At 40.1% G+C, this 20,108-nt stretch carries 21 protein-coding genes; 11 read left to right on the top strand and 10 right to left on the bottom strand.

Going from position 1 to position 20,108, the window contains the following annotated elements; translation table 11 throughout:
* Positions 1 to 10 precede the first annotated feature (10 nt).
* The 5 genes from QSE00_RS18395 to QSE00_RS18375 form a co-directional block, all read right to left on the bottom strand.
* Positions 11 to 1,345, bottom strand: a complete 1,335-nt coding sequence (locus tag QSE00_RS18395) for a GntP family permease (RefSeq protein WP_286107012.1) — start codon at positions 1,343 to 1,345, stop codon at positions 11 to 13.
* 90 nt (positions 1,346 to 1,435) lie between these two features.
* Positions 1,436 to 3,430, bottom strand: coding sequence for an NAD-dependent DNA ligase LigA (gene ligA, locus QSE00_RS18390; RefSeq protein ID WP_286107011.1), 1,995 nt, complete (start codon positions 3,428 to 3,430; stop codon positions 1,436 to 1,438).
* Entirely contained in the window at positions 3,431 to 4,012 is a 582-nt protein-coding gene (locus QSE00_RS18385) for an LOG family protein (protein WP_181422956.1), read from the bottom strand.
* 93 nt (positions 4,013 to 4,105) lie between these two features.
* The gene (gene prmC / locus QSE00_RS18380) at positions 4,106 to 4,969 is read right to left on the bottom strand and encodes a peptide chain release factor N(5)-glutamine methyltransferase (RefSeq protein WP_286107010.1); all 864 of its coding nucleotides are present in this window, start codon (positions 4,967 to 4,969) and stop codon (positions 4,106 to 4,108) included.
* Positions 4,970 to 5,036: 67 nt separating this feature from the next.
* Positions 5,037 to 5,522, bottom strand: coding sequence for a GNAT family N-acetyltransferase (locus tag QSE00_RS18375; protein WP_110358035.1), 486 nt, complete (start codon positions 5,520 to 5,522; stop codon positions 5,037 to 5,039).
* Between the two features lie 42 nt (positions 5,523 to 5,564).
* Between QSE00_RS18375 and ribD the strand changes: the two genes are divergently transcribed.
* The 4 genes from ribD to QSE00_RS18355 are packed head-to-tail and all read left to right on the top strand — an operon-like array spanning position 5,565 to position 8,695.
* Positions 5,565 to 6,614 (top strand): bifunctional diaminohydroxyphosphoribosylaminopyrimidine deaminase/5-amino-6-(5-phosphoribosylamino)uracil reductase RibD, encoded by a 1,050-nt coding sequence (gene ribD, locus QSE00_RS18370; RefSeq protein ID WP_286107009.1) that lies wholly within the window; start codon positions 5,565 to 5,567, stop codon positions 6,612 to 6,614.
* Positions 6,607 to 7,209 carry an HAD family hydrolase gene (locus QSE00_RS18365; RefSeq protein WP_286107008.1) on the top strand — a complete coding sequence of 201 codons (603 nt, stop codon included), beginning with the start codon at positions 6,607 to 6,609 and terminating at the stop codon, positions 7,207 to 7,209. Before ribD ends, QSE00_RS18365 begins: the two co-directional genes overlap by 8 nt.
* A gap of 1 nt (position 7,210) precedes the next feature.
* Positions 7,211 to 8,074, top strand: coding sequence for a DMT family transporter (locus tag QSE00_RS18360; RefSeq protein ID WP_110358032.1), 864 nt, complete (start codon positions 7,211 to 7,213; stop codon positions 8,072 to 8,074).
* 9 nt (positions 8,075 to 8,083) lie between these two features.
* Positions 8,084 to 8,695 (top strand): IMPACT family protein, encoded by a 612-nt coding sequence (locus QSE00_RS18355; protein WP_110358031.1) that lies wholly within the window; start codon positions 8,084 to 8,086, stop codon positions 8,693 to 8,695.
* Here QSE00_RS18355 and QSE00_RS18350 read toward each other — a convergent pair.
* Entirely contained in the window at positions 8,684 to 9,082 is a 399-nt protein-coding gene (locus QSE00_RS18350) for an acyl-CoA thioesterase (RefSeq protein ID WP_110358030.1), read from the bottom strand. The two genes, QSE00_RS18355 and QSE00_RS18350, sit on opposite strands and share 12 nt — an antisense overlap.
* Positions 9,083 to 9,281: 199 nt before the next feature.
* Here QSE00_RS18350 and dnaA point away from each other — a divergent pair, with 199 nt between their 5' ends.
* From dnaA to QSE00_RS18335, 3 genes are read left to right on the top strand one after another with little or no spacing between them, the layout of a single operon-like run.
* Positions 9,282 to 10,706 (top strand): chromosomal replication initiator protein DnaA, encoded by a 1,425-nt coding sequence (dnaA, locus tag QSE00_RS18345; protein ID WP_110358029.1) that lies wholly within the window; start codon positions 9,282 to 9,284, stop codon positions 10,704 to 10,706.
* A 13-nt stretch (positions 10,707 to 10,719) separates the two neighbouring features.
* Positions 10,720 to 11,178: a low molecular weight protein-tyrosine-phosphatase gene (locus QSE00_RS18340; protein WP_286107007.1), complete on the top strand. Its 459-nt coding sequence runs from the start codon at positions 10,720 to 10,722 to the stop codon at positions 11,176 to 11,178.
* A gap of 10 nt (positions 11,179 to 11,188) precedes the next feature.
* The gene (locus QSE00_RS18335) at positions 11,189 to 11,911 is read left to right on the top strand and encodes an SAM-dependent methyltransferase (protein WP_286107006.1); all 723 of its coding nucleotides are present in this window, start codon (positions 11,189 to 11,191) and stop codon (positions 11,909 to 11,911) included.
* 53 nt (positions 11,912 to 11,964) lie between these two features.
* On the opposite strand, the gene QSE00_RS18330 is transcribed toward QSE00_RS18335, so the two are convergent.
* The 4 genes from QSE00_RS18330 to dapF all read right to left on the bottom strand — a co-directional run bounded on the left by QSE00_RS18330 (position 11,965) and on the right by dapF (position 15,090).
* Positions 11,965 to 12,594 (bottom strand): hypothetical protein, encoded by a 630-nt coding sequence (locus tag QSE00_RS18330; RefSeq protein WP_110358026.1) that lies wholly within the window; start codon positions 12,592 to 12,594, stop codon positions 11,965 to 11,967.
* Positions 12,595 to 12,753: 159 nt separating this feature from the next.
* Positions 12,754 to 13,797, bottom strand: a complete 1,044-nt coding sequence (gene mltG / locus QSE00_RS18325; protein WP_286107005.1) for an endolytic transglycosylase MltG — start codon at positions 13,795 to 13,797, stop codon at positions 12,754 to 12,756.
* Complete coding sequence (locus QSE00_RS18320; RefSeq protein WP_286107004.1) at positions 13,797 to 14,321, bottom strand: GNAT family N-acetyltransferase; 525 nt, start codon at positions 14,319 to 14,321, stop codon at positions 13,797 to 13,799. The genes mltG and QSE00_RS18320 overlap by 1 nt, the downstream gene beginning before the upstream one ends.
* The gene (gene dapF, locus QSE00_RS18315; RefSeq protein WP_110358023.1) at positions 14,308 to 15,090 is read right to left on the bottom strand and encodes a diaminopimelate epimerase; all 783 of its coding nucleotides are present in this window, start codon (positions 15,088 to 15,090) and stop codon (positions 14,308 to 14,310) included. Before dapF ends, QSE00_RS18320 begins: the two co-directional genes overlap by 14 nt.
* 126 nt (positions 15,091 to 15,216) lie before the next feature.
* Here dapF and QSE00_RS18310 point away from each other — a divergent pair, with 126 nt between their 5' ends.
* From QSE00_RS18310 to trmD, 4 genes are all read left to right on the top strand, one after another.
* The gene (locus QSE00_RS18310) at positions 15,217 to 16,611 is read left to right on the top strand and encodes a S1C family serine protease (protein ID WP_110358022.1); all 1,395 of its coding nucleotides are present in this window, start codon (positions 15,217 to 15,219) and stop codon (positions 16,609 to 16,611) included.
* A gap of 122 nt (positions 16,612 to 16,733) precedes the next feature.
* The gene (locus QSE00_RS18305; RefSeq protein WP_286107003.1) at positions 16,734 to 18,182 is read left to right on the top strand and encodes a glyceraldehyde-3-phosphate dehydrogenase; all 1,449 of its coding nucleotides are present in this window, start codon (positions 16,734 to 16,736) and stop codon (positions 18,180 to 18,182) included.
* Positions 18,183 to 18,324: 142 nt separating this feature from the next.
* The gene (locus QSE00_RS18300; RefSeq protein WP_286107002.1) at positions 18,325 to 18,945 is read left to right on the top strand and encodes a tRNA (guanine-N1)-methyltransferase; all 621 of its coding nucleotides are present in this window, start codon (positions 18,325 to 18,327) and stop codon (positions 18,943 to 18,945) included.
* Between the two features lie 279 nt (positions 18,946 to 19,224).
* Entirely contained in the window at positions 19,225 to 19,902 is a 678-nt protein-coding gene (gene trmD, locus QSE00_RS18295; protein WP_110358019.1) for a tRNA (guanosine(37)-N1)-methyltransferase TrmD, read from the top strand.
* Positions 19,903 to 20,108: the final 206 nt, after the last annotated feature.

Raw genomic sequence — 20,108 nt, 5'->3', positions numbered from 1 at the left:
TCTATAAAAATTAGATTATTAAACTGATTATGGTTAACACGATCATCGCAGATAAGCCCAGAATGGCGGTCCCCAAACTGTGTGTCCTGTATCCTTGATTTACTTTCATATCGCTTAGCTGGGTAACCACCCAGAAAAAACTGTCATTGGCATGGGAGACGAAGGATGCCCCAGCGCCAATGGCAATGACCGCCAAAGCTTTTGAAACCTCGGTATCAAATCCCATAGCAGGCATTAATGGGGCAATAATGGAAGCTGTTGTAATTATGGCCACTGTAGAGGAACCTTGGGCAGTCTTTATCCCCGCAGCGATCAGAAATGGAAGCCATATTCCAAGATTGCCATTGGAAATACTGCTCTCCAGCAAGGTACTAATATCCGAAGTCTGCAGTACTTTGCCAAAAGCCCCTCCGGCACCGGTTATCAATATAATAATGGCTGCTGACGTAAGTGCCTCCCCTATCCAGCCAGAGGTGCTTAACATTTCCTTGTCCAATTTCTTGGGCAGGGTAAACGACAGTACCATTCCGATCAATAAGGCCACCACTGGGTTGCCCACAAACCCTATGGCATACTTAAAGGTTCCGTCCCCAAACGGCATAGTGGGGTATTCGGCAAAAGACCTCAACACAATAAGAATAATGGGAACAACAATAGGGATGAAGGATTTGAAGATTGACGGAGCATTTTCCAACTGGGAATTGATCTGTTCTTCCGTTAGTTTTGGTGCGGGATCAATGAAAATTTTGGAACCTATTTTTTTGGCAAACAAAATACAGACCAACAAAGCAGGTATACTGGTCATTAGACCAAAGAGGATAACCTGGCCCAAATCGGCACCTAGGATTCCTGCGGCAGCAATAGGGCCGGGAGTTGGTGGCACCATCGTATGGGAAGCCATTAAACCTAGTGACAAGGCTACTGCTGTTCCTGCCAAGGATAATTTTGCCTTTTTGGTAAGTGCCCTATTTAATGGGGAAACAATAATAAAACCGCTATCGGCAAATACAGGTATGGATACAAAGTAACCAATAAACCCCATCGCCATATGTACCCGCTTGGGACCTATAATCTTTAAGACAAGGTTGGCCAAGGTATAGGCTCCGCCCGATTTTTCCAGAAAGGTTCCAATAATTAATCCCGCGATAATAATAATGCCTATTCCTCCGATAGTACTTCCAAAACCATCATTTATGGTTTTAATGAGCTCATCCAATGGGAGTCCGGAAAAAATACCAAATAACAAACTAGCGGTAAGCAATGCCAAAAATGGGTGAAGCTTAAAACGGGTGGAAGCCACAATAATAAATACAATACAGAGTAGTAGAAGTAGTATGGTATACATAATTACAATTTAGTTCAAATATTTTACCTTTATACACCCATATTTTTTTATTTCTTACCCCACACATTTTCCATAGCCATGGACAAAAAATTATAGCATATTCAAGAAATCCGCCTCTGAAATAATCGGGACACCCAGACTTTCGGCCTTGGTCCTTTTGCTCGGGCCCATTTTGTCCCCCGCCACAAGATAAGAAGTTTTTGAAGAAATACTGGAACCTACCTTTCCTCCGTTGTCCTCGATCAATTTTTTAAGTTCATCCCTGCCCAAGTTCTCAAATACCCCTGATACAACAAAGGTCTGCCCCTTTAAGATATCGGTCTGATTCTCCAGTTTGTCGGCAGATACTTCAAATTGCACTCCGTACTCCCTTAACCTGGAAATAATTTCTATATTGATCCCGTTCCTGAAAAATGATACAACACTTTCCGCAATACGTTGACCTATTTCATCGACCGACATTAGCTCTTCTGCGGTAGCCATCATGAGCCCGTCTATATTATTATAGGCCCTTGCGAGTTTCTTGGCCACGGTTTCCCCAACAAACCTTATCCCTAAGGCAAAAAGCACCCTTTCAAATGGTATTTTGACCGATTCGGCAACGCCTTTTACCAGATTTTCGGCCGATTTTTCAGCCATGCGTTCCAAGGGTATCAACTGTTCCTTGGTAAGTAAATAAAGATCCGCATAATTCTCAATAAGACCTTCCTTAAAAAGAAGTTCAACGGTTTCCCCTCCAAGTCCCTCAATATCCATCGCCTTGCGCGAAATATAATGTTGGATACGGCCTGTGATCTGGGGAGGGCATCCATACTCGTTGGGGCAATAGTGTTTGGCATCACCTTCGGAACGCTCCAAGGGCGTGTTACACTCCGGACAATGGTCTATATATTGCGTAGGCTGGGAATGGATAGGTCTTTTCGTAAAATCCACCCCCACTATTTTCGGAATTATTTCTCCCCCTTTTTCCACAAAAACGGTGTCCCCTTCCCTGATATCCAGTTTTTCTATTTGATCTGCATTATGTAAGGAAGCCCTTTTCACCGTAGTACCCGCCAAAAGCACTGGCTTCAAATTGGCCACTGGCGTTATGGCACCTGTGCGACCAACCTGGTAAGTGATTTCGTTCAACACCGTGGAGACTTGCTCTGCCTTAAATTTGTAAGCCATGGCCCAGCGTGGGGATTTGGAGGTGTATCCCAATTCTTCCTGATGTTGAATACTATTTACCTTAATGACCACTCCGTCTGTCTCATAAGGCAATTCGTGCCTGTGTTTGTCCCAATACTCTATAAACTCCAGAACCTCATCCGTGGTTTTACATAATGTGGCCGCCTTTGGAACTTTAAACCCCCAACTTCTTGCTTTTTCCAACATTTGGAATTGGGATTCAATTCCCAAATTTACTCCCACTATACTATACAACAAACAATCCAGGGGCCTTTCTGCAACCAAGGCACTATCCTGTAGCTTTAAACTGCCCGAAGCCGTATTTCTAGGGTTCATATAAGGGTCTTCCCCATTTTCTATTCTTTCCTGGTTCATCTTGGCAAAGCCTTCAAAAGGAAGTACTATCTCCCCACGAATATCAAATTTAGGGGGGTAATCCCCTTTTAACTGTAAGGGCACCGATCTTATGGTCTTAATATTACTGGTAACATCATCTCCCTGAAATCCATCCCCCCGTGTCAACCCCCTTACCAACAGGCCATTTTCATAAGTTATACCAATGGAGGCTCCATCATATTTTAATTCACATGTGAATTCAACTTGCGCATCACCCAATATTTTTTGAATCCGTTTTTCCCAATCTTCCAAATCTTCTTTGGAATAGGAATTATCCAAGGAATACATTCTATGCTCGTGAACGACTGTTTCAAAATTCTTGGTAATTGTTCCTCCTACCCTTAAGGTTGGGGAACTGGCATCATAAAATTCAGGGTGTTTTGCCTCAAGAGCCTGCAACTCCTTTAGTTTCATGTCGAACTCAAAATCGGAAATAGTGGCATTGTCCAATACATAATAATTATAATTATGCTCCCTGAGCTCTGTTCTAAGGTTTTCTATTTTTTGTTTTATTTCCATTTATAACTGTTCCTTTTTAATCCATTTTGGCAATGGCAAGGGTTGGTAATTTTTCATTTTTTGTAAAAGTCCGTCAATAGAATTATCAACCAACAAAATATCGTAATACTCCTGCTTCAAAAATCCCTTGGCTACCATAGTCCTCAACATGGCGAGCAATTCATTATAAAATCCATTGATATTTAAAAGACCGATTGGTTTTTGATGGAGTCCCAGTTGTGCCCAGGTAATCATCTCGAATAATTCCTCCATTGTTCCATATCCACCCGGAAGTGTAATAATTCCGTCGGAAAGCTCATGCATCCTTAATTTGCGTTGATGCATATTTTTCGTAATGATGAGTTCTGTAAGTCCGGAATGAAAGACTTCCTTCAATTTCAAAAAGTCAGGAATAACACCTATAACCTTGCCCTTATGGTCCAAGGCTCCCTGAGCCAATTTTCCCATAATGCCTATTTTTGCAGCGCCATAGACCAATGTTATGCCCTCTTTGGCAAATACCGCCCCCAATTCATAGGCACACTCCACTATTTCGGGGTCGTTGCCTTCATTGCTTCCACAAAATACTACTATGTTTTCCATTTTAAATAAACTTTTCACTTGGAAAAATATTAGTGACTACAAATAATAATTTTGAAATTACAGGGTCACATTATACCTCATATTTCCATTTTATCATTTAGGATTGAACAGACCTTTTAACATTCTGTCATTTCCATACAAATCTTTTCTGAGTTCAATTTCAGAAAAATTCTCCCGCTCCAGTAGGTGTTTCATTTCTTTACCAAGATATTGATTTATCTCAAAAAACAAGACCCCGCCTTTCTTCAGATGGCTCAAGGCAAAGAGTGTGATTTTTTTATAGAAAACCAAAGGATCCTGATCGGAAACAAAAAGGGCCAAGCCCGGTTCGTGCCCCACAACATTGTTCTTCATTTCCATTTTCTCCAACTCCCTTACATAGGGTGGGTTGGACACTATTACATCAAATTTATCTTTAAGACCCTCAAAGGATAAAATATCCGCTTCCAAAAAGACTATGTCCACATTATTATCCAGGGCGTTCCGTTCGGCAATCTTCAATGCCTTTTGCGAAATGTCCAGGGCATACACTTTGGCATTGGGCATGTTTTTGGCCAAGGAAATGGCAATACAACCACTTCCTGTTCCAATGTCCAATATTTTTATTCCTTTCTGGGACTCCAGCCTTGGTTGTTCTTCAAGAATCCAATACACCAATTCTTCAGTTTCGGGACGGGGAATCAAAACGTTTTCATCTACCCGAAACTCGAGTTCGCAAAAGTGGGCCTTCCCTAAAATATACTGAATGGGACGTTCTTGTTTTAACTGGCTCAATGCATAAAATAAGGCATTCTCATTTTCTTTGGATACTACCAGCATAGGCTGCATGGCCAAAACAAATCTCTCCAAACCCAAATAATGATCTATTGCCAAATAAAAAAAACTATCCACTTCTTCTTTTGGAAAAAGGGTATCCAATTCTAAATGGTAAATATTTTTAATCTCTTTTAATAACATTCTCAATTTTTGGAAAACATTTTGATCCTAGTGTCCCTAAAGAAAATCCATAATGAAACAAATGGCCCTATAAACCTTTAAGCATCCAGACCGGACATGAATAATGACCGGTGTTACCCATAGGTTCATGGATATAATGAAAACCCGACTTTAAATATAATTTTTGTGCGTCTTCCATATAGGGCATAGTTTCCAAATAACAATGGGCATAGCCATACTCAGTAGCTCTATTTATACAAATATTGATCATTTTGGCTCCCAATCCCCTACCCCGGGCCTCTTCCAGAAAATACATTTTCTGTAACTCGCATACATTCCCTTCGTGATTCTGCAATGGGGCAATTCCAGCACAACCAATAATCCTTTCATTTTCCTCAACCACAAAATAATCGGACCTTGGTTGGTCATAGTTTTCATACATTTGGTCCAATGCTTTATCGGCATAAGCGGTACCCACTTTAGGAACTCCTAGATCCTCTAGTACTTTTCTTATTAGCCTGGCAACATTCTGATTGTCACCAGCCTGAATTTCCCTTATTGTAGTGACTAACATAAGATTACCAATAATCTACTTATATTGTTCTATTTTTACGAAGTGAAGATACACGAAAAATATATTTCAAGATGCATACAGCTCGCCAAAAATGGCTTGGGAACTACCTTTCCCAATCCCATGGTGGGCAGTGTTATTGTTTCTGGAGGAAAAATTATAGGAGAGGGCTACACCAGTCCATATGGTGGTTCCCATGCCGAAGTAAATGCTATTAATGCCGTAAAGGACAAGGCGCTTTTAAATAATGCCACCTTATTTGTTACCCTGGAACCCTGTTCCCATTATGGAAAAACGCCTCCATGCGCAGACCTTATTATTAAGCATCAAATACCGAATGTTGTAATAGGCCTTTTGGATCCACATGAAAAGGTTGCAGGAAAGGGCATTGAAAAATTAAAGGCGGCAGGCTGCAATGTTACGGTGGGTGTACTGGAAAAAGAATGCCGCGAACACCACAAACGCTTCTTAACATTTCACCTAAAAAAAAGACCGTATATCATATTAAAATGGGCTGAGACAGCCGACGGTTTCATTGCCCCCCGTGAACAAAAAAGAAATGACCATCCAGAACCGTATTGGATCAGCAATCCATATTCCCAACAACTGGTGCACCAATGGCGAAGTCAGGAACAGGCAATTTTGGTTGGAACCAATACAGTTTTGGCCGACAACCCCAAATTAAACGTTCGCCATTGGAGGGGTAGGAATCCTGTTAGAATTGTGTTGGACAGATATCTAAAAATCGACCGCAAACACCATGTTTTGGATGGAAACCTTAAAACCATCATCCTTACCGCCAATCGGCCTGAAAATACACTTGAAGGGATTATATATGAGGTTATTGATTTTAAAGATAATGTGTGCACTCAAATTTGCGCCATCCTGTACAAGCATAATATACTTAGTGTCATCATTGAAGGAGGCGCCAAGACGCTACAGAGCTTTATTGACTCCAAATTATGGGACGAGGCTAGGATTTTCAAGGGACAAAGCCGATTTGGGGAAGGACTGGAATCGCCTAGGATCCATGGTTTTATGAAAGGTCAAAAGCAAATAGAATCGGACGTACTAACACTCTTGAACAATGATTAAAAATATCATATTCGATTTTGGGGACATTTTCATCAATCTGGACAAGCAGGTAGTTTTTAGAGCACTTCGGAATCATGGCATCCAAGAATTTTTACCTAAATACCACAGCATTAACGAAGACTTTGAAATTGGCAAAATTAGCCCCCAGGAATTTGTAGCAAGACTACAACCCGATTTTCCCCACCTCAGCTCTCAGGCCATTACCGATATTTGGAATTCAATGTTATTGGATTTTCCTGAATACAGGCTGAAATTTTTGGAAAGCCTGGTAAAGGAGAACGGGCATAGGCTATTTCTTTTGAGCAACACCAATGCCCTGCACATTCCCCATGTAACCAAGATTATGGGTACCGAAAAATTTGCGGGATTTAAAAATTCCTTTGAACAGTTTTATTTATCACATGAAATCCAATTGAGGAAACCGAACCGTGAAATATTTCAATTTGTCCTTGAGCAAAATAAGTTGATCCCACAGGAAACACTTTTTATAGATGACACCAAGGAAAATACCGATGCGGCCAATAAGTTGGGTATTAAAACATGGAACTTGATTGTGGGCAAGGAAGACGTAGTTCAATTAAAGGATAGACTATAGTATGTTGGACCTCGCATTAAGTATACTGTTTTCCAGCCTAATTTTTGTGGTATTCAAATTGTTTGACACTTATAGGATAGAGACCCTTACTGCCATCATCATCAACTACGTGGTGGCTTCTGCGGTAGGAATGTTTTTTTACCAGAGCAAAATTGATCTATCAGAGATTCCATCAAAACCCTGGTTTATAGGTACTTTGGCTTTGGGCATTTTATTTATCATCGTGTTTAATCTTATGGCCGCCACTTCCCAAAGAAGTGGGGTGTCCGTTGCCTCGGTCGCCACAAAAATGTCCTTGGTAATACCAGTCCTATTCGGTTTGCTGGTATACAACGAAAAGCTGGGTGCCTTAAAATCGGTAGGTATCCTGTTGGCCCTGGCCGCCGTATATTTTGCTTCCGTAAAGGCAAAGGGTGTTGCCCTCAGGAAAAATATGATTATACTGCCCACTTTAGTTTTTATTGGTTCCGGGATTATAGACACCAGCATTAAGTATTTGGAAGAAACCTTGGTTCCCAAGGAGGAGTTTCCCTTGTTTTCTGCGGTAGTTTTTGGCTCTGCAGCCACTACAGGCGTTATATTTATCGCGATCAAATCCTTTAAAAAACGGTTGGCGCCCAATTTAACCACTGTCCTAGGTGGAATTACCCTGGGGATTCTAAATTATTTTTCTATATTCTACCTATTACGGGCACTGCAGCACGAGAACCTGAACAGTGCATCTGTTTTCACCATTAATAACGTAGCCATAGTTATGTTTTCCACGCTTTTGGGGGTAGTTCTATTCAAGGAACGCATCAGCAACAAAAATTGGATGGGAATAACACTTGCTATCATCAGCATTTTTCTAGTGGCTTTTTTTTAATAGATTTACATGGAGTTGGATGTTTACAAAACCTTGAAAGTACCTTCCAAGGAGATCTTGTTCAAAGAACGCAAAAGCAAGTTTTTTGGTTATGCCTACCCTATACTACATGAGGACGAGGTAAAACCCATTATTGAGGAGCTAAAAAAACAGCACCATACAGCCAACCATGTTTGTTACGCCTGGCAATTGGGGTTTGAGGATGTTAATTACAGGGCCAATGACGACGGTGAGCCCAATAATTCTGCGGGTATGCCCATATACGGTCAAATACAGTCTTTTGGGGTAACCAACGTCCTAGTGGCCGTTGCCCGGATCTTTGGCGGCACAAAACTAGGGGTTGGCGGCTTGATATCCGCATACAGGACAGCCGCATATATGGCACTGGATTCGGCGGAAATAATTGAAAAAACGTTACAGCAACGATATATGCTCAATTTTGAATATTCAGAAATGGACAAAGTTATGCGGGCCTTAAAGCAACATCAATTGGAAATTATTAGCCAAAAAATGGAAATGGACTGCACCATTGAAATATCCGTTAGAAAGAACGATGCCCTATTAACCGAGAATATTTTTAATGCCATGTATCCCGTAAAAATTAAAAAACTAGATGTCTAGCTTATTTAGAATATAATCCGGACATTTCATGGGCTTATTGGTTTTCATATCGATAAAAGCCAGAACGGTGTTCGCTTCAATCAACAACTCTTTGGCCTCATTGTGTATCTCATAGTCAAATTCTATTCGCACTAGTGGCCGCTTCCTTATATAAGTTGTGACTGTTAAAAGATCGTCGTAAACTGCCGATTTCTTAAATAAAATGTTTAAGGAAATTACGGGCAACATTATTCCGTTTTCCTCCATTTTTTTGTAAGAAATCCCCATGGATCGCAACCACTCTACACGTCCCATTTCCAGATATTGCGGGTAATTCCCATGATAAACAACGCCCATTTGATCTGTTTCGCCATACCTGACCCTAAAAGAAAATTCGTTAAAATCCATGTTATTCCGAGTAAAACCTTTATATTTAAAAGTGTGAAAAAATTATGGTACAACATGAGAAAAAAAAAGGGAAAATTCAACCACTTTGGATTTTTTTTTTAGAATATTTGTTCACATATTTGCCCACTTGATAGTCCCATTTAACCTGGCTGAATATCATTCATAAATTACACTAACCAAAAAAAAGAAAATATTAAAAATGAGTGTTACTGCAACGTCCGTATGGAACCATTGTTTAGGCTTTATAAAAGACAATATCCAACCGCAGGCATTCAAAACTTGGTTCGAACCAATTAAACCTGTTAAGCTTTCAGATAATGCCTTGAGCATTCAAGTGCCCAGTAAGTTTTTTTACGAATGGCTGGAGGAGCACTATGTTAAATTGTTAAAGGTGGCCCTTACCAAAGAATTGGGAGAGACCGCCAAATTGGTGTACATTATTAAAATGGAAAACACCTACGGCAATCGCGAACCTTTTACGGAAAAAATACCTAGCTCCAATAGGGCCCATGTAGAGCCCCAAGAATTGGACGTGGCCATAAAATCCAAAAATCCGGAATTAAAAAATCCCTTTGTCATACCTGGGATTAGAAATATAAAGATTGAATCCCAATTAAACCCGAGTTACAATTTCGACAATTTCTTGGAAGGGGACTCCAATAGGCTGGCAAGATCGGCCGGTATGGCCGTTGCCAACAAACCTGGGGGCACTTCCTTTAATCCATTATTGGTCTTTGGCGGTGTAGGTTTGGGAAAAACACATTTGGCCCATGCAATAGGCGTGGAAATCAAGGATAAATATCCAGAAAGAACAGTATTATATATATCGGCGGAAAAATTCACCCAGCAATATATTGAATCTGTAAAGAAAAACACAAGAAACGATTTTATCCATTTCTACCAATTGATTGATGTGCTCATTATTGATGATGTACAATTTTTATCAGGGAAATCCGGTACACAGGACGTTTTCTTCCATATTTTCAACCATTTGCACCAAAACGGAAAACAGGTAATACTAACCTCGGACAAAGCCCCTGTTGATATGCAGGACATTGAACAGCGTTTGCTTTCCCGTTTTAAATGGGGATTATCTGCCGAGCTTCAGACACCGGATTACGAAACAAGGATCTCGATTTTAAAAAACAAATTGTATCGGGATGGGGTGGAAATGCCGGACGATATCATAGATTACGTTGCCAAACACATAAAGACCAATATCCGGGAACTGGAAGGCGCCATAATTTCCCTAATAGCCCAATCTTCGTTCAACAAAAAGGAAGTTACACTGGAATTGGCCCAATTGGTAGTGGAGAAGTTTGTTAAAAACACCAAAAGGGAAGTATCCATTGATTATATCCAAAAGGTGGTTTCCGACTATTTCGAGATGGATGTGGCTACGCTACAATCCAAAACAAGAAAAAGACATATTGTACAGGCCAGACAATTGGCCATGTTCTTTGCCAAGAAATTCACTAAAGCCTCCTTGGCCAGTATTGGATCCCAAATTGGAAAAAGGGACCATGCTACGGTTCTACACGCCTGTAAAACCGTGGATAATCTTGCCGAGACCGACAAGCAGTTTCGAAAATACATAGATGATCTAACCAAGAAATTCTCCTAACACCTCCATTGCCATGAGAACCAAAGTCCTTATGGTCTGTTTGGGAAATATATGTAGGTCACCGTTGGCCGAAGGTATCCTTAAAAGTAAATTGGACAAGAAAACCATCCTTGTGGATTCTGCAGGCACTGCCAGTTATCATATTGGAAAGAAACCGGATAGCAGGTCAATATCAATTGCCAAAAAATATGGTATCGACATAAGCCAGCAGCGATGCAGACAATTTACAGCAAAGGATTTTAGTGAGTTCGACATAATTTACGCTATGGACCGTAGTAATTATGCCAACATTGTTGCTTTGGCAGAAAATGAAGAACAAATAGCCAAGGTCCATTTATTACTCCATAGATCCAATTCTACCCACAAGGAAGTTCCAGATCCCTATTATGGGGGTGAAGATGGATTTGAGGAAATTTATCATTTAATTGATTCGGCATGCAACCTTATTGCACAGGAAATAATTCATAAATAAACATATCCCTATGGACCAAAGAATGGGCACTATTGGAAAGTTATATCTAATCCCAACAACCCTGGGAGATAACGAACCCTTGGAAGTTCTTCCCATATCCATCAAAAGGACCATTGAACAAATTGATCATTACATTGTTGAAAATGAAAAAACGGCTAGGCACTTTATTAAAAAGATAAGTTCCAAAAAGTCGCAGCCAAGTTTACACATCAATTTACTTAACAAATTTACGGAACCAGAAATCCTTCCCACTTTTTTAGACCCTTGTTTTGAAGGTTACAACGTAGGCATAATATCGGAAGCTGGTTGTCCAGGAATTGCCGATCCAGGTGCCGATATTGTGGCAATTGCACATCAAAAAGGAATAAAGGTAGTGCCACTGGTTGGACCGTCTTCAATTCTCTTGGCCTTAATGGCCAGTGGTCTTAACGGACAGAGTTTCGCCTTTAACGGTTATTTGCCCATCGAAGCCGGGGAGAGAAAAAAAAGTATCAAGAGGTTTGAAAAATTGTCCAGAGACAATGACCAATCACAGATTTTTATTGAAACGCCCTACAGGAATGACAAACTGTTGGCCGAACTAATAAAAACCCTTGCACCACAAACCTTGGTCTGCATTGCATGCGACATAACATTGCCTACAGAGTTCATCTTGACCAAAAGGGTGTTGGATTGGCAAAAAATTTCTGTTGATCTTCACAAGCGACCAACAATTTTTATAGTCCACGCATAAAAAAAACCCAACATATTGCCGGGGTCTTTTTCATTTTCATAATTGTAAACTCTTTATATTCTTGGGTTTCTTTTAGGGGTTACATGTGAAATGTCATAACCCGAGAATTTTTTAATATAATATGAAACCGATGACCCAAAGTCATCATTCACATTTAATTCCCCGTTGGACCGTAAGTACTTTTTCACATTGCCCGCACCTGCCAAATGGGCTGCGGCCAGTATACCCGATTCTGTAATCTCCTGACCATTTATAACCGATCCAACAAAACGTTTAATATCCCTTCTCAAAATCCACTTGTTCCTAGAAAGGTTGGTATGAAACACCCTTTCCTGCAAAACTGGATCGTTCAGAAATAATGTAGCGTTGTAGACACCAAGTAGTTCCAGGGTACCAATACCAAATTGATACTTACCTAAATAACCCAATGCGTTGGTCGTAAAATAATTCCCTTGAGATTCCTTAAAGGCCAAGGCCTCTTTAAACCCATTGTAGGACGTTCCTAAAAAGGGCGGCGCAGCCATAGTTGTTTTTATTACAGTTCTGTGTTTGGGAAACAGAACTTCTGTAGGTCCATTTACTCTAAAAGCCTCGGGAATCACCATTTTAACTGGCTTAAACCCATAACTTACAAGAATAAAAATCATGATAACGGGGAACAAATAATTTGTCCACTTTCTCATATATTTGTTTTCTTAAGACTCACGACCAAAAAAAACGGTCTGCTTAAATTTCACATTGCAAAGATATACCTGATTTTTAAAACCCGACCTATTTTAACGCAACTTTGTACAAAATGTAGTAAATATTGGATAAATGACACAGATATAAAGACCAATGGTTTACCTGTTGATCTTCTGGCTATTTATCCACCGGACATACTGTGCTTTATTTCGGTTATGTTGCGACAAGGTCTTCGCAAACTTGTGATAACCAAAGTTTTCCACATTGGCAACAAAATAATAATAGTCATGCCTTTCAGGATTTAGAACAGCATCGATTGCCGATATATCGGGCATGGCAATGGGTCCAGGAGGTAAACCCGCAACCTTATAGGTATTATAAGGGGAATCCAATTGCAAATCTCTATACAACACTCTTTTTATAATGGTATCAAAATTACCTGTATGTTTTTTTAGGGCATAAATAACGGTAGGGTCTGCCTGCAGCAACATACCGGTCTTCAATCGATTAAGATAGACTCCGGCCACCCTGGGCCTTTCATCTACCTTTGCCGTCTCCTTATGTACTATGGAAGCCAGAGTAATCACCTCAGAGGAGGTTAAACCTACAGCTTTTGCCTTTGCTTGGCGCTTATCGTTCCAAAACCTTGTATATTCCTTAAACATCCTTTCCCTAAATCCCTCGGCCGAAGTATTCCAGAAAAACTCATAACTGTTAGGTATGTACATGGACAATGCCGTCTCATCATTAAAGCCATTGGCCCTTAAAAACTCCTTATCTTTAAAATGGTTCAACAGAGCAGTACTATCCGCTTCTATCTGAAGTGATATTCTTCCCGCCAAGTCTTCCAAGGTTTCCTGATTGTTAAAAGCAACCTTAACAGGGATATTGCCACTTCGCAAAGAATTTACAATATCGTTATTGTTCATCCCTTTTCTTATTGCGTATTTCCCCGGCTTCACATTGTCGCTATACCCCTTTTTATCGGCAGCCGATGTAAAGGTTTTCAAATCTTTCAAAAGTGGCTCCAGAATATCCTTCGCTTGCCCAAAGTTGGCGTTTGACGGAATAAACACATAGGCTACCTCATTATTGAATTGCGTATTGGGAACAAAGAAGGCCCTGTAAACCATATAGGCAAAAGCCCCACCGACCAACATACCAGCAATAACGATAACCAATAAAATTTTCTTTATATACATTAGTTATTTATCTTTTGAAACAAGATTTCATTTTTAAAAGCCCCATTGGAATATATCCAATCCCTCTTTATTCCAACTTTTTCAAACCCCAGTTTTGTAAACAAATGTATACTGGGAGCGTTTTCCTCCAGTACATTTACATAAACCTGTCGCATTCCCAATACGGAAAAGACATAGTTGGTAAGTATCCCTACCGCTTCAGTACCAACCCCTTTATTTCTATCCGGCTTCCGACTCACAATAATTCCCATGCCCACTCTTAAGTTCTTTGGATCAAAATCAAATAAATCGATTAATCCAACTACATTGTCCTGCATATTACAGATACACAATCTCAATTGTTTCACCTCATAAATGTCCTTATGGGCATTTTCCAGATAAAGTTGAAGCACATGTTTGGAATAGGGCGCGGTAGTACCGCTTATTTCCCAAATTTCAGGATTGTTCTCCAAATTATACAGGAAATCCAAATCTTTGGGCTCCAAGGCCCTTAGGTAAATCTGCTCTCCTTTAAGATTCAACATCTATCTCCCCTTTAAAAACCAGTTGTGCCGGCCCTGTCAACCATATTTGGTCGTAGCCATTTTCACTGTTCCTGAACTTCACTTGCAGATTACCCCCTGGGGTAACGATCTTTACGAAATCCTTTTTGGTCTTACCCGAATGGTACATAGCCAGGGCTACGGCGGTTACCCCGGTTCCACAGGAAAAGGTCTCATCCTCTACTCCCCTTTCATAAGTCCTTACATTAAAGGTATCCTCACTGGCTTGATCAACAAAATTGATATTGCTTCCCTGTTCCCCGTACAATCCATAGCGTAACTTCGCCCCTTCCTTACGAACATCAAACTCCTTAAGTCCGTCTACCAATTGAACATGGTGCGGGGATCCCGTATTGAGGAACAAGGAATTGGACTTTTCCCGTATTTCCTTAACATCCTGCATTTCCAAGCTAACTATCCCTTCTGCCATAGTCGCTTTATGAAGTCCATCCACAGCCTTGAATGTTATATTTTGATCCACAACCCCCAAATGATGGGCAAATGCCACAATACATCTACCTCCATTACCACACATGGTACCCTGTCTACCGTCAGAATTATAATAGACCATCTTAAAATCCGTGTCCTTATCATTTTCCAGCAAGATGAGTCCATCGGCACCGATGCCAAATCTTCTATCACATAAAAAAGAGACCAACCCAACGTTGTCCTTCGGAAAAAATTCTTTGCGATTATCTATCATCACAAAGTCATTTCCGGTTCCCTGGTACTTATAAAAGTTTAGTAACATATTGTAATTTATAAAGCAAAGATATAATTTTATTAAGGTTTTATTATCAGTTAAAAACTCGTTAAAGCCAAATAATTGCTATAGAATTATGTTAATTTTACAAGAGCAAATTAAAAAAATGTTTTTATGAAGAAATTTGGAAGTTTATTATTGGTCTCTGTTTTTGCAGGGGCAATTACATTAGGTGCTTACAAACTTTTTTTTGAGAAACCAAATTATGCCGTTATACAGGGAGACAGTGGGGCAAAAATGATTTCATCCAGTTATACCCCAACCTCCGCCAAGGGTGCTGGAATCAATGAAGTGGATTTTACCATAGCTGCTCAAAATACGGTAAATGCAGTGGTACACGTAAAAAATGTTACCGTGAGCAAGGGTCCCTCCACCATTATGGAGTACTTCTACGGTTATAGCGGTAGTCAAACCCCTCAAGTGGGTACCGGTTCCGGGGTAATAATCTCACAGGACGGCTATATTGTGACCAATAACCACGTTATAGCCAATGCCGATCAATTACAGGTTACGCTAAATAATAATAAATCCTATGATGCCGAACTGATCGGTACCGACCCCAATTCCGATATTGCCCTTATAAAAATAGACGTGGACAGGCAATTACCTTATTTGGCATTTGGGGACTCGGACAATACCAAGGTTGGGGAATGGGTCTTGGCCGTAGGGAACCCCTTTAATTTAACGTCCACTGTTACTGCTGGGATCGTTAGTGCAAAAGCTAGGGCCCTGGCTAGTTTGGATCAGTCGTTTATCCAAACGGATGCGGCCGTAAATCCCGGAAACAGTGGTGGCGCATTGGTAAACACCAACGGCGACCTAATAGGCATAAACACTGCCATTACCTCGCAAACGGGTTCTTACGTAGGCTATTCCTTTGCTGTTCCCAGTAATATTGCGAAAAAAGTGGTGGAAGACATTATGGAATACGGTAACGTACAAAAAGGTATCTTAGGTATCAATACCGTTCCCATGAACAGCCCATATGCCGTTGAAAATGGTATAAATGAAATTGACGGGGTTTACATTGCAGGTATCGAGGAGGATTCCGGCGCCTATGACGCCGATTTAAAAGAGGGTGATATTATAAAAAACATAGACAATGTAGAAATTCACAAATTTGCAGATCTAATAGGCTATATATCTTCAAAAAGACCTGGGGACGAGCTTTTGGTAACCGTTTTACGAGGTGATGAGAAGATGGAATTCCCTGTGATGCTTAAGGAACGGCAAACGATCATTATTCCTGTCCTGGGCTTTGAAGTTAAAAACCTTACCGAAGATGAAAAGAAAGCCTTTAGAACCAAAAAAGGGGTAAAGATCATAGGTGTACCCGAAACTTATAGAAATTATGGTTTTGAAGGAAAAGTTCTATTATCCTTTGGGGATGAAGAAATCAACAACATTCAGGATGCCAAAACCAAATTCGGCCGGATTTCCAGATATGATAGGGCAAGTATTACCATGTTGAATAAAAAAGGTGAAAAAGAACGACTGATAATTCAATAAAAGCCAAAGTAGCTTTTAAAAAAAACGCTCCTATCGGAGCGTTTTTTTTATACATTATTTTTTACGAAAACGTTTGAAATATATAATTTTGCCCCAAAACCAACAAATATTAAGATCAGCCTATGAGTGCCATTACATTATATGAAAAGGAATTGGCCTTTCAAGCAGACAGAAGGAAGGCCACCACCGAATTCATTAAAATTGCCAGTGATTTATGGTATGACAAATCCATAGAAATAGTTCTTTTTAAGAATCAGGTCATAGATAAAAATGTCAGCGACATATTGAACCTGCATGAATATGCAGGGGATTTTGTTCAAAAACCAATCTCAATTTTCGATTCTGTCGAAATATTGCGAACTATAAGCGACATAGAATTACCCCCTTCAAAATTGGATATTGGAAAACTCACCTATGAATATCATTCATTTGAAAACAACTACAACAATGTTAAGGCGTTTGTATCGGACAAACTAAAAAGTGCCAATTCCCAGAACGGGATAATTCCCAAAGATGTGGTATTATATGGCTTCGGACGAATTGGCCGCTTATTGGCAAGGGAATTGATGGCCAAAACCGGCAAAGGAAATCAGTTAAGATTGAGAGCCATCGTTACCCGGGGTCCCATAACACCCGAAATTTTGGAAAAAAGGGCCAACTTATTACGGACAGATTCCGTACACGGGCCATTTATGGGTACAGTGGATATCGATTTTAACAATAAAGCTTTGTCCATAAACGGTACAACTGTCCATATTATTGAAGCAGATAGTCCGGAGGACATAGACTACACCCAATTCGGGATTGTCAACGCCTTGATAATAGATAATACGGGAGCCTTCAGGGACAATGAAAGCCTCCATAGACATTTAAGGTCCAAAGGAAGCAGTCAGGTATTGCTTACTGCTCCTGGTAAAGGGATCCCAAATATTGTACATGGCGTAAACCATTTGGAATTTGATCCGGACACCCATAATATTTATTCTGCCGCCTCGTGCACCACCAATGCCATAACCCCTATCTTGAAAGTAATAGATGATTCCTTGGGTATAAAAAAAGGACATATAGAAACCATTCATGCCTATACCAATGATCAAAATTTAGTAGACAATATGCACGGAAAATATAGACGGGGAAGGGCTGCCGCCCTTAATATGGTCATAACGGAGACCGGGGCCGGAAAAGCAGTGGCCAAAGCCCTTCCGCAACTTAGTGGCAAGTTGACCTCCAATGCCATTAGGGTACCAGTACCCAATGGCTCCTTGGCAATATTAAATCTAGAGATCAACAATAAAACTTCAAAACCGGCATTGAACACCATAATTAAGAAATATGCTTTGGAAGGTGATTTAGTTGAACAGATAAAGTATTCACTAAGCAATGAATTGGTATCAACGGACATAGTTGGAACTTCTGCACCTGCCATTTATGACAGTACGGCAACCATAGTATCGGAAGATGGAAAGAACCTTGTACTATACATTTGGTACGATAATGAATTTGGGTATTCGCACCAAGTAATCCGCCTTGCCAAATACATTGCCAAGGTTCGCAGATATACCTATTATTAAAATTTCATCAATATATAATAATATACAAAATTGTGGGTTATTCTATTTAGTTAAAGTACGTCTTATCCCTTTTTTTAATAATTGGGAATATTAAAGTATTTTAGCCTTCTCTAAATCATTATTAACAATAAGAATTACATAAATGAAAATTTCGAAATTACTCTTTATCGTAATGGCTCTATTGTCATTTAACCTACACTTTGCACAGGAACCCGAGGAAGAGGACAAAGTTTCCTTGGACCAAGGTCCTATTAGTTCCCAATTCGAATATATCTCCAAAAAATCTGGTAACTACCGGGCCGATGGAGTAAGATACGAGGTGGTAAAGGAGTTTAACTTGGGAAAACTGAGACAAAATGTATTGGATTCCATTAATGCCTTTAACAAAAAGGTCAATGAACTAAACGGTACCATTACCGCCCATGTAGAAACAATTGAATCGCTGAACAAAAAATTGGAAGAGACGACCAATAATCTTTCCGAGGTAACCGAGGAGAAGGATAGCATGTCTTTCCTTGGTATTCTGGTAGCGAAAAGCACCTACAATTTTATTCTTTGGACCATAATAACAGGGTTATTGCTGTTTTTATTATTTTTCATCTATAAATTCAGAAATAGCAATATTCTAACCCAGGAAGCCAAAGCAACGCTTGCGGAAGTAGAGACCGAATATGAGGACCATAGAAGAAGGGCTTTGGAAAGGGAGCAAAAAATTAGTAGACAGCTCCAGGACGAGATCAACAAACATAAAAAATCCAAGTAAACTACCTCGGGGCAAGCCCGCGAGGCATTCGTAGGAAACGAACTTTAATTTTCGTGGCAAGCCTCAGGGTATTACACCCTTTGGCGGTGTCAATAAAATAAAGGGAACCTATTATTTTATTTGACTTTGGAATTTAAATAGCTCCTTTTTTGGGAGCTTTTTCCTTTAGGGCCTTGGGCAATGGTATAACCGCCAAAAAAATTGGCAGAAAGGATTGTGTCTATTTTTACTACTTTTGAACCTGCCCCGTAAAAAACATTAACTGTTATTGATTTTCCCATGCGAATAGATATAATTACCGTAGTTCCCGAAATACTTAAAAGTCCGTTTGAAGCTTCCATTTTAAAACGTGCCATTGAAAAAGGGATCGTAGAGGTCCATTTACATAACCTAAGGGATTATACGGATAAAAGTTACAATCAGGTAGATGATTACCAGTTTGGGGGCGGTGCAGGTATGGTCTTGATGATAGAGCCCATAGACAAGTGTATCGCTACCTTAAAAAGTCAAAGGGACTACGATGAGGTCATCTATATGACCCCCGATGGAAAAACATTGAACCAGAAAATGGCCAACAGTTTGTCCTTATTAAATAATGTTATTATTTTATGTGGCCACTACAAAGGTGTGGATCAACGGGTAAGGGACCTATATATTACCAAAGAGATATCGATAGGTGATTATGTCCTGTCCGGGGGCGAATTGGGGGCTGCAGTGCTATGCGATACCATAGTTAGATTAATACCGGGAGTTTTGAACAATGAAACCTCTGCGCTGACCGATACATTTCAGGATAATTTACTTGCGCCTCCAGTATACACCAGGCCTGCGGAATACAAAGGCTATAAAGTACCTGATATTCTATTGAGCGGGAATTTTCCGGAAATAGAAACATGGCGGGAAGACGAGGCATATAAAAGAACCGAGCAACTGCGTCCCGACCTACTTAGCGACTAGTCCAGGTTTGGATTGTTTCTTGGTCCGACTTTAATATAAAAATGCCTATTTTGCCATATGCTACATTTCCAAGGGGTTAGACCGGCACCTTCAGAAGTAGATTAAACACTTGATATTCAGCATATTAATTCGTATTTTAGATAAAACAAAACCCCGAATATGAGTCTCCAGCTCTAAAAACGGGGTATTATCTTAATTACGTATGT

Source organism: Arenibacter flavimaris (assembly GCF_030291335.1).
Lineage (GTDB): Bacteria > Bacteroidota > Bacteroidia > Flavobacteriales > Flavobacteriaceae > Arenibacter.
This window is presented reverse-complemented; position numbering and strand designations above follow the sequence as displayed.